The organism is Streptomyces sp. NPDC058307 (assembly GCF_042880295.1).
Lineage (GTDB): Bacteria > Actinomycetota > Actinomycetes > Streptomycetales > Streptomycetaceae > Streptomyces.
Map to the genome: position 1 here is coordinate 1 of NZ_JBHVYZ010000112.1, position 7384 is coordinate 7384.

The 7384-nt window shown below is 69.7% G+C and carries 9 protein-coding genes; 2 read left to right on the forward strand and 7 right to left on the reverse strand.

Features of this window, described 5'->3' with window-relative positions; translation table 11 throughout:
- Window positions 1-72: 72 nt before the first annotated feature.
- The 3 genes from ACFVYN_RS39970 to ACFVYN_RS39980 form a co-directional block, all read right to left on the reverse strand.
- The gene (locus tag ACFVYN_RS39970) at window positions 73-540 is read right to left on the reverse strand and encodes a DoxX family protein (RefSeq protein ID WP_390007553.1); all 468 of its coding nucleotides are present in this window, start codon (window positions 538-540) and stop codon (window positions 73-75) included.
- Window positions 541-649: 109 nt separating this feature from the next.
- Complete coding sequence (locus ACFVYN_RS39975) at window positions 650-1357, reverse strand: class I SAM-dependent methyltransferase (RefSeq protein ID WP_390007556.1); 708 nt, start codon at window positions 1355-1357, stop codon at window positions 650-652.
- 62 nt (window positions 1358-1419) lie between these two features.
- Complete coding sequence (locus ACFVYN_RS39980) at window positions 1420-2319, reverse strand: acyltransferase domain-containing protein (RefSeq protein ID WP_390007558.1); 900 nt, start codon at window positions 2317-2319, stop codon at window positions 1420-1422.
- Between the two features lie 76 nt (window positions 2320-2395).
- Here ACFVYN_RS39980 and ACFVYN_RS39985 point away from each other — a divergent pair, with 76 nt between their 5' ends.
- Window positions 2396-2662: a DUF6343 family protein gene (locus tag ACFVYN_RS39985; RefSeq protein ID WP_390007561.1), complete on the forward strand. Its 267-nt coding sequence runs from the start codon at window positions 2396-2398 to the stop codon at window positions 2660-2662.
- 13 nt (window positions 2663-2675) lie between these two features.
- Here ACFVYN_RS39985 and ACFVYN_RS39990 read toward each other — a convergent pair whose 3' ends face one another.
- The 4 genes from ACFVYN_RS39990 to rpsA all read right to left on the reverse strand — a co-directional run bounded on the left by ACFVYN_RS39990 (window position 2676) and on the right by rpsA (window position 6384).
- Window positions 2676-3056 (reverse strand): tetratricopeptide repeat protein, encoded by a 381-nt coding sequence (locus ACFVYN_RS39990; RefSeq protein WP_390007564.1) that lies wholly within the window; start codon window positions 3054-3056, stop codon window positions 2676-2678.
- Window positions 3057-3106: 50 nt separating this feature from the next.
- Window positions 3107-3724: a dephospho-CoA kinase gene (gene coaE / locus ACFVYN_RS39995; protein WP_390007565.1), complete on the reverse strand. Its 618-nt coding sequence runs from the start codon at window positions 3722-3724 to the stop codon at window positions 3107-3109.
- Between the two features lie 28 nt (window positions 3725-3752).
- Entirely contained in the window at window positions 3753-4691 is a 939-nt protein-coding gene (locus tag ACFVYN_RS40000) for a PAC2 family protein (RefSeq protein ID WP_390007567.1), read from the reverse strand.
- Window positions 4692-4872: 181 nt separating this feature from the next.
- On the reverse strand, window positions 4873-6384 hold the full coding sequence (rpsA, locus tag ACFVYN_RS40005; RefSeq protein ID WP_390007568.1) for a 30S ribosomal protein S1: 1512 nt from the start codon (window positions 6382-6384) through the stop codon (window positions 4873-4875).
- Between the two features lie 377 nt (window positions 6385-6761).
- Between rpsA and ACFVYN_RS40010 the strand changes: the two genes are divergently transcribed.
- On the forward strand, window positions 6762-7384 hold a 623-nt coding region (locus ACFVYN_RS40010), incomplete at its 3' end, for a class I SAM-dependent methyltransferase (protein ID WP_390007581.1).

The following is a 7384-nucleotide window of genomic DNA, read 5'->3' on the forward strand; positions in this document are numbered from 1 at the left end:
GTGCTGAGGCCGGCGCCCTGCCCTTCGAGGAGGGGGCCGGCCTCAGCACGGTGACCGCGGGGGCCGCTCTCCTCACGCCCGTCGTCGCACCAGCCGCAGCAAGTCCGCGTTGTGTCCTCGTCGGGCCCAGGCGATCAGAACCAGCGGGATGATCAGGATGAGCGGAGTCGCCGCGTTCTCCCCGTCGAAGTAGGTGAGCTGGACGACGAACGCGCCGACCATCAGCCCGCTGAGCGCCACGGCCGCCACCGACTGCAGTACCGGGATCAACAGGGCGATCCCGCCGGCCAGTTCGAGCACGCCGATGGTGTACATCCCCGCGCTGCCCCAGCCCATCTTGTCGAAGCTATCCACGGCCGCGGAGTACGCGATCAGCTTGGGGAGCGCGCTGGCGACCACGTAGAAGAGGGCGAGCACGACCTGCAGGGTGCGCAAGGCGATCCGGGCCCGGCGGCCGCGGGCGGTCGGGGACTCGGCGATGACCGGGGAGGCAGCGGTGGAAGCGGCGGTGTGGGTGACGGGGACGGTGGTCTCGGACATCGGGGTCTCCTGTGGGAAGCGGTCCGTGTTGCTGTCACAGAGGTAGACCCGCGCCCGCACCGGAACTCATCGCCGCCGCGCGACCGAGTTTTCCCGGCGACACCGCGCCTCAGCCCGTCAGCGACACCGGCACCGGCACCGCCCGCACCCATATCCGGTCCTCCGTCAGATACCGGTCCACTCTCAACCCCGCCTCCGCCAGCGCCTCCTCGAACTGCTCCCGCGTCAGGGGACGGGCCCGGAACGTGTGGGTCCAGGTGGCGTCCGGGAAGTCGTACTCCAGATGTACCGAGTTGACGCCCTCCGCCACCGGTTCCGACGACACGAGCCGCACGGTGAACCCGCTGGGATCGACTCGCTCGCGCGGCACACGGGTGTGGTAGTCCTCGCCCTCCCGCTGGATCAGCACACAGCCGCCCGCCGTCACATGCCGGGCGCAGGCGCGCAGCATCCGGCGCCGCACGTCCAGGTCGGCGTTGTGCACGAGGAACGACGCGAGCAGCACCACGTCGAACGTCTCGCCCAGGTCCAGGTCCTCGATCGGCCCGCATATCGTGCGCGCCCCCCGCACGTGCTCGAGCATCTCGGCGGACTCGTCGACCGCGGTCACCGTGAACCCCCGCTCCAGCAGCGGGCCTGTCATGCGCCCCACGCCACTGCCCAGCTCCAGGATGTGCGCCCCCGCCGGCACCGCCCCGGCGATGATCTCCGGTTCCGCTCCCGCGGGCAGTCGCGTGTAGAGCTCGACCGCGCATCCGTCGGGGGTGATCGGCCCCGGTCCCGTCCCTTGGTGTCCCGCTCGCCTCTTCAGCTCCATGCCCGTCCAACGGCCCGTATCCGCACGGCCGTTCCCGCCTCGCACAGGTTCACCCGTCCGAGCTACAAGGGAAACCAGCCATGCCCGATGTACCAGTGCCCCCCGGCCCGCAGGTGATCGCCGACCGCCCGCTCCAGCGCCGTCCGCCGCGGCAGACTCTCCACCGGCAGTTCCGGGTCCCCGAACACGAACTGCACGGGCTCCTTGTCCTCCGGCTCAAAGTCCTCGGGGGCGAGGCGGAAGCGCTCCTGGAACCGGACGATGTTGGAGTCCGCGGGCAGATACTCCTTCAGCTGCGGGTCGAGCAGCCAGGAATCGCACAGCGCGGCGCGATACGGCTCCTCCGGGAAGTGCCGGGCGAAGAACTCGGCGGCCAGGGCCAGCGAGCGCTCACAGGCCTGCGGTGACAGCGGGCCGAGGAAGTCGGGGATGTGCAGGCTCAGACAGGGCGTGCCGGGAGCGAGGTCGAGTCCGGCCGCCGCGAGCGGCCGGCTGTGCCACGGCCCGTACCGCGTCCGCTCGAACTGGAGTCGGCCCAGCTGGTACAGCTCGCCCCGTGAGTGCCGGGTCAGCCAGCGCGGTGACTGCACGCCCGCCCTGCCGTACCGCCTGCGGTGCACGGCCATGTTCCGGCCGAGGTCGGCGAGGGTGTGCCAGGACACCTCGGCCGGGATGCCGCGTGAGCGGTGGTACGCGCGTGTGTGGGGCAGCGCCGCCACGAACACGTAGACGGGGAAGCAGCGTTGGAGAGCGCCGGCCGGCCAGTCGAGCTCGGGCAGGACGACCGGGTCGTCGGCCCTGCCCATGTCCCGGACCAGTTCGTCGACGGAGTGCTCGAGGAATCGCCGTAGCTCCGGGTCGTCCATGACCCGTCGGCCCATCCGTACGAGTTCGTTGACGTCCTCGTGCGGTACGGCGAGTTCCACCAGCACCTCGGCGAGTTCGTCGGCGTCCGGAAGCACGCGGTGACCCCCTCTTCGGCCCTTTGGTCAACGTCCGTTCCGAAGAGTACGTTGCAAGGGAGGAGTGGTGATCCGGATGCGTACGGGCAGTGAGCCGAGGACAGCGCGCAGTGCACTGCGGGCGCGGTTCTGGCTGAGCGTGTGGGGGCTGGTCTGGGCGGTCTTCGGCACGGTCGCGTTCGCGCTGGCGGGCCGCCCGGGGTGGGCCATCGCCTGCGGAGTGCTCTGGCTGGTGATCACCGTCGACACGACGATGATCCTCCGGCACATCCGTCAGGGCCCGCACTACCAGCCGGGCCCCGACATCCCGCCGTACCGGCCGCCGGAGAGCCGGCCCAGGTAGCGGGCCGACACGCTCAGGCGTCGAACCCCGCCGCCTTCAGGAACTCCGGTTTCGGGTCCAGGGCGGCCGCCAGCCGGAAGTGCCGCCTGGCCTGGTCGGGCCGTCCCTGCCGCTCATAGGTGCGGGCGAGCGCGAAGTGGGCGAAGGCGTTGTCCGGCTCGCGCTCCAGGACGATGGTGAACTCCAGCTCGGCGGGTCGCAGTTGCGCGGCGGCGAAGAAGGCCCGCGCGCGCAGCAGCCGGGCCGCGGTGTTCTCAGGGTGGGCGGCGATGACGGAGTCGAGCAGCTTCACCGCGCCCCTCGGGTCCCGCGCGGAGAGCAGCTGCTCGGCTGCGCGGTAGTCGATGACATGCGTCTCCGGAGTACGTCCGGTCGTTCCGCTGGTCTCGGGCACGGCTCAGTCCTTCCCTCACTGGAAGGGTTCAACGCCCGGACCGGGGGACGCTATTCCTGAGAGGTCCGGGAGGCGCGCGCCCGGCGCAGGAGATCGTCCCAGACCTCCTGCACGCGTCGACGCAGCTCATCCAGGGGTACGTCGTTGTCGATCACGACGTCCGCGATCTCCAGGCGCTTCTCGCGCGTCGCCTGGGCGGCCATACGCGCGCGTGCGTCCTGTTCGGTCATGCCGCGCAGCCGGACGAGCCGGTGGAGCTGGGTCTCGGGGCTCGCGTCGACGACGACGACGAGGTCGTAGAGCGGCGCGAGGGCGTTCTCCGCGAGGAGCGGAACGTCGTGGACGACGACGGAGTCCTCGGCGGCGGCTGATTCGAGCTCGCGGGAGCGGGCGCCCACCAGCGGATGCACGATCGAGTTCAGTACGGCGAGCCGGTCCGGGTCGGCGAAGACGATGGAGCCCAGCCTGGGGCGGTCGAGGCTGCCGTCCTCGGCGAGTACGTCCTCGCCGAAGGCCTGTACGACCGCGGCGAGGCCGGGCGTGCCCGGCGCGACGACCTCGCGCGCTATGCGGTCCGCGTCGATCAGGACGGCGCCGTGCTCCACGAGGAGCTTCGACACCTCACTCTTGCCGGCGCCGATACCGCCGGTCAGGCCCACCTTCAGCATGACCGGAAGCCTAGACGTTCCCCGCGCGTCAGTTGTCGCCTTCGCGTTCGGCCAGGAAGCGCTCGAACTCGAGCCCGATCTCGTCCGCCGACGGAATGTCCACGGGCTCGGCGAGCATGTTGCCCCTGGTCTCCGCGCCGGCCGCCGCGTCGTACTGGTGCTCAAGGCCCTGGACGAGGGCCACCAGGTCCTCGTCGCCCTCCTGGATCTGCCGGTCGATCTCGGTCTGGGTGCGGTGGGCGTCGGTCCGCAGCGCGTGGGCGATGCCGGGCAGGACCATGCCGGTGGCGGCCGTGATGGCCTCCAGGACGGTCAGGGCGGCGTCCGGGTAGGGCGAGCGCGCGATGTAGTGCGGGACGTGCGCCGCGACGCCCAGGACGTCGTGGCCGGCCTCCATGAGCCGGTACTCGACCAGGGCCTCGGCGCTGCCGGGGACCTGAGCCTCCTCGAAGGGGCTGCGGTGGCCGGGGACGAGGTCGTGGCGGTTGCCGTGCGGGGTGAGGCCCACGGGGCGGGTGTGCGGGACGCCCATGGGGATGCCGTGGAAGTTCACGGACAGCCGGACGCCGAGCCGTTCCACGATCTGCTGGACGGCCGCGGCGAACCGCTCCCACTCCACGTCCGGCTCGGGGCCCGACAGCAGCAGGAAGGGCGCTCCGGTGGCGTCCTGGACGAGCCGCACGTCGATCGTGGGCTCCTCGTAGTCCGTCCAGCGGTCGCGCTTGAAGGTGAGCAGTGGACGGCGGGCGCGGTAGTCCACGAGCCGGTCGTGGTCGAAACGGGCCACGACCTGGTTCGGCAGCGTGTCGAGCAGCCGGTCGACGATCTGGTCGCCGGTCTCGCCCGCGTCGATGTATCCGTCGAAGTGGTAGAGCATGACCAGACCGGCCGACTCCTGGGCGAGCGCCATGTCGACAACGGCGAGGCCCTTGGGCTCCCATGCGTACAAACCCTGCGGATCAAGCACAGTGACCGCTCCTCCTCGTGTTCGTACAGCACAACACGCCCTGGAACAGCGGCATTCCCACCCGGGTCCTTGATCAGGCCATCTCTTACGCCCTTTTCATGGCCGGCCGTCGGACAAACGCTGAGGGACCGCACCCCGAAAGGTGCGGCCCCTCAGTCAAGAGCTAGTGCTCAGTGGGCGTTCAGCTCTGCCCACCGGCCAGCTTCTCGCGAAGCGCGGCGAGCGCCTCGTCGGACGCCAGCGCGCCGGAGGTGTCCGCACCCTCGGAGGAGTACGAACCGCCACCGCCACCGCTACCGCCGGCGGCCGGAACCGCACCCGCGGCGTCCCCGCCCTCGGCGGCAGCAGCCGCGTCGGCCTCGCGGGACTTGATGACCTGCTGCTGGTGCTGCTCGAAGCGGGTCTGCGCCTCGGCGTACTGGTGCTCCCACGCCTCGCGCTGGGTCTCGTAGCCCTCGAGCCAGTCGTTGGTCTCGGGGTCGAAGCCCTCGGGGTAGATGTAGTTGCCCTGGTCGTCGTACGACGCGGCCATGCCGTACAGGGTCGGGTCGAACTCGACCGAGGCCGGGTCCGAACCGAAGGCCTCGTTGGCCTGCTTCAGCGAGAGGCTGATGCGACGGCGCTCGAGGTCGATGTCGATGACCTTGACGAAGATCTCGTCGTTGACCTGGACGACCTGCTCCGGGATCTCCACGTGGCGCTCGGCCAGCTCGGAGATGTGGACCAGACCCTCGATGCCCTCGTCCACGCGGACGAACGCACCGAACGGAACCAGCTTCGTGACCTTGCCGGGCACGACCTGGCCGATCTGGTGGGTGCGGGCGAACTGCTGCCACGGGTCTTCCTGGGTCGCCTTCAGCGACAGGGAGACACGCTCGCGGTCCATGTCGACGTCGAGGACCTCGACGGTGACTTCCTGGCCGACCTCGACTACCTCGGAGGGGTGGTCGATGTGCTTCCAGGAGAGCTCGGAGACGTGGACCAGACCGTCGACGCCACCCAGGTCCACGAAGGCACCGAAGTTGACGATCGAGGAGACCACACCGGAGCGGACCTGACCCTTCTGGAGGGTCGTGAGGAACGTCTGGCGAACCTCGGACTGGGTCTGCTCGAGCCAGGCACGGCGGGACAGGACCACGTTGTTGCGGTTCTTGTCCAGCTCGATGATCTTGGCCTCGAGCTCCTTGCCCACGTAAGGCTGGAGGTCGCGCACGCGGCGCATCTCGACGAGGGAGGCCGGCAGGAAGCCACGGAGGCCGATGTCGAGGATGAGACCACCCTTGACGACCTCGATGACGGTACCGGTGACGATGCCGTCTTCTTCCTTGATCTTCTCGATGGTGCCCCAGGCACGCTCGTACTGGGCGCGCTTCTTCGAGAGGATCAGGCGGCCTTCCTTGTCCTCCTTCTGGAGAACAAGGGCCTCGATCTCATCGCCCACGGCGACGACCTCGTTGGGGTCGACGTCGTGCTTGATGGAGAGCTCGCGGCTCGGGATAACGCCTTCGGTCTTGTAACCGATGTCGAGCAGGACCTCGTCCCGGTCGACCTTCACGATGACGCCGTCGACGATGTCGCCGTCGTTGAAGTACTTGATCGTCTCGTCGATCGCGGCGAGGAAGGCTTCCTCGTTACCGATGTCGTTGACCGCTACCTGCGGAGTGGTAGAGGTGGTCTCGGTGCTGCTCGTCATGTGGGAAAGGGCTCCGGTACGGACAGTGAGTCGTAGGTACTGCTTACGCCGGGAGCCTGTTTCGCTCTGAAGAAGCCGGACAGCCAAGGAAGCGCCACACAAAACCACTGGTGGCGCCTCGACAACCGAGGGGACATACAACAGATGCGAGCGCAGCCTGCTACGTCTGAGGAGCGCAGGCCCGCAGCGCAACTTGTAGCATACGGGGGCAGCCGGACAGGGTCAATGCGCGAAGGCGCACACCCGGGGCGGATCGCCGCATACCCGGCACAAAACGCGTCTCACAAGGCCACGCGCGCGTGGCGGCGTCCCATTTATGACGGCCGTCGCGACGGGTCGGACGGAAGAGACCGCAGACTAGTACGAGGGAGCCGACCATCCAAGAGCCCGCATCACACCAGCCGGAGCCCGGCCCGGACGCCGAGTCGCAGGCCACCCGCCGCGACGCGGACGTCACCGAGAGCGTCCGGGCCAACCGGGGCTGGTGGGACCGCAACGCCGACGACTACCAGGTCGAGCACGGCACGTTCCTCGGCGACGACCGCTTCGTATGGGGCCCCGAGGGCCTGGACGAGGTGGAGGCCGAGCTGCTGGGCCCGCCTGAGGACCTCAAGGGCAGGGACGTCCTGGAGATCGGCGCCGGTGCCGCCCAGTGCGCGCGCTGGCTGGCCGAGCAGGGCGCCCGCCCCGTCGCCCTCGACATCTCCCACCGCCAGCTCCAGCACGCCCTGCGCATCGGTACGTCCTTCCCCCTGGTGTGCGCCGACGCCGGCGCGCTGCCCTTCGCGGACGGCTCCTTCGACCTGGCGTGCTCGGCGTACGGCGCGCTGCCGTTCGTCGCCGACCCGGTACTGGTTTTGAAGGAGGTGCGCCGCGTCCTGCGCCCGGGCGGCCGCTTCGTCTTCTCGGTCACGCACCCCATCCGCTGGGCCTTCCCGGACGAGCCCGGCCCCGAGGGCCTGTCCGTCTCCGCCTCCTACTTCGACCGCACGCCCTACGT

What these genes read in the sequence shown, in the direction of transcription:
- ACFVYN_RS39970 (WP_390007553.1), bottom strand. Translation starts at nt 540, where the DNA reads ATGTCCGAGACCACCGTCCCCGTCACCCACACCGCCGCTTCCACCGCT.
- ACFVYN_RS39975 (WP_390007556.1), bottom strand. Translation starts at nt 1,357, where the DNA reads ATGGAGCTGAAGAGGCGAGCGGGACACCAAGGGACGGGACCGGGGCCG.
- ACFVYN_RS39985 (WP_390007561.1), top strand. Translation starts at nt 2,396, where the DNA reads ATGCGTACGGGCAGTGAGCCGAGGACAGCGCGCAGTGCACTGCGGGCG.
- coaE (WP_390007565.1), bottom strand. Translation starts at nt 3,724, where the DNA reads ATGCTGAAGGTGGGCCTGACCGGCGGTATCGGCGCCGGCAAGAGTGAG.
- rpsA (WP_390007568.1), bottom strand. Translation starts at nt 6,384, where the DNA reads ATGACGAGCAGCACCGAGACCACCTCTACCACTCCGCAGGTAGCGGTC.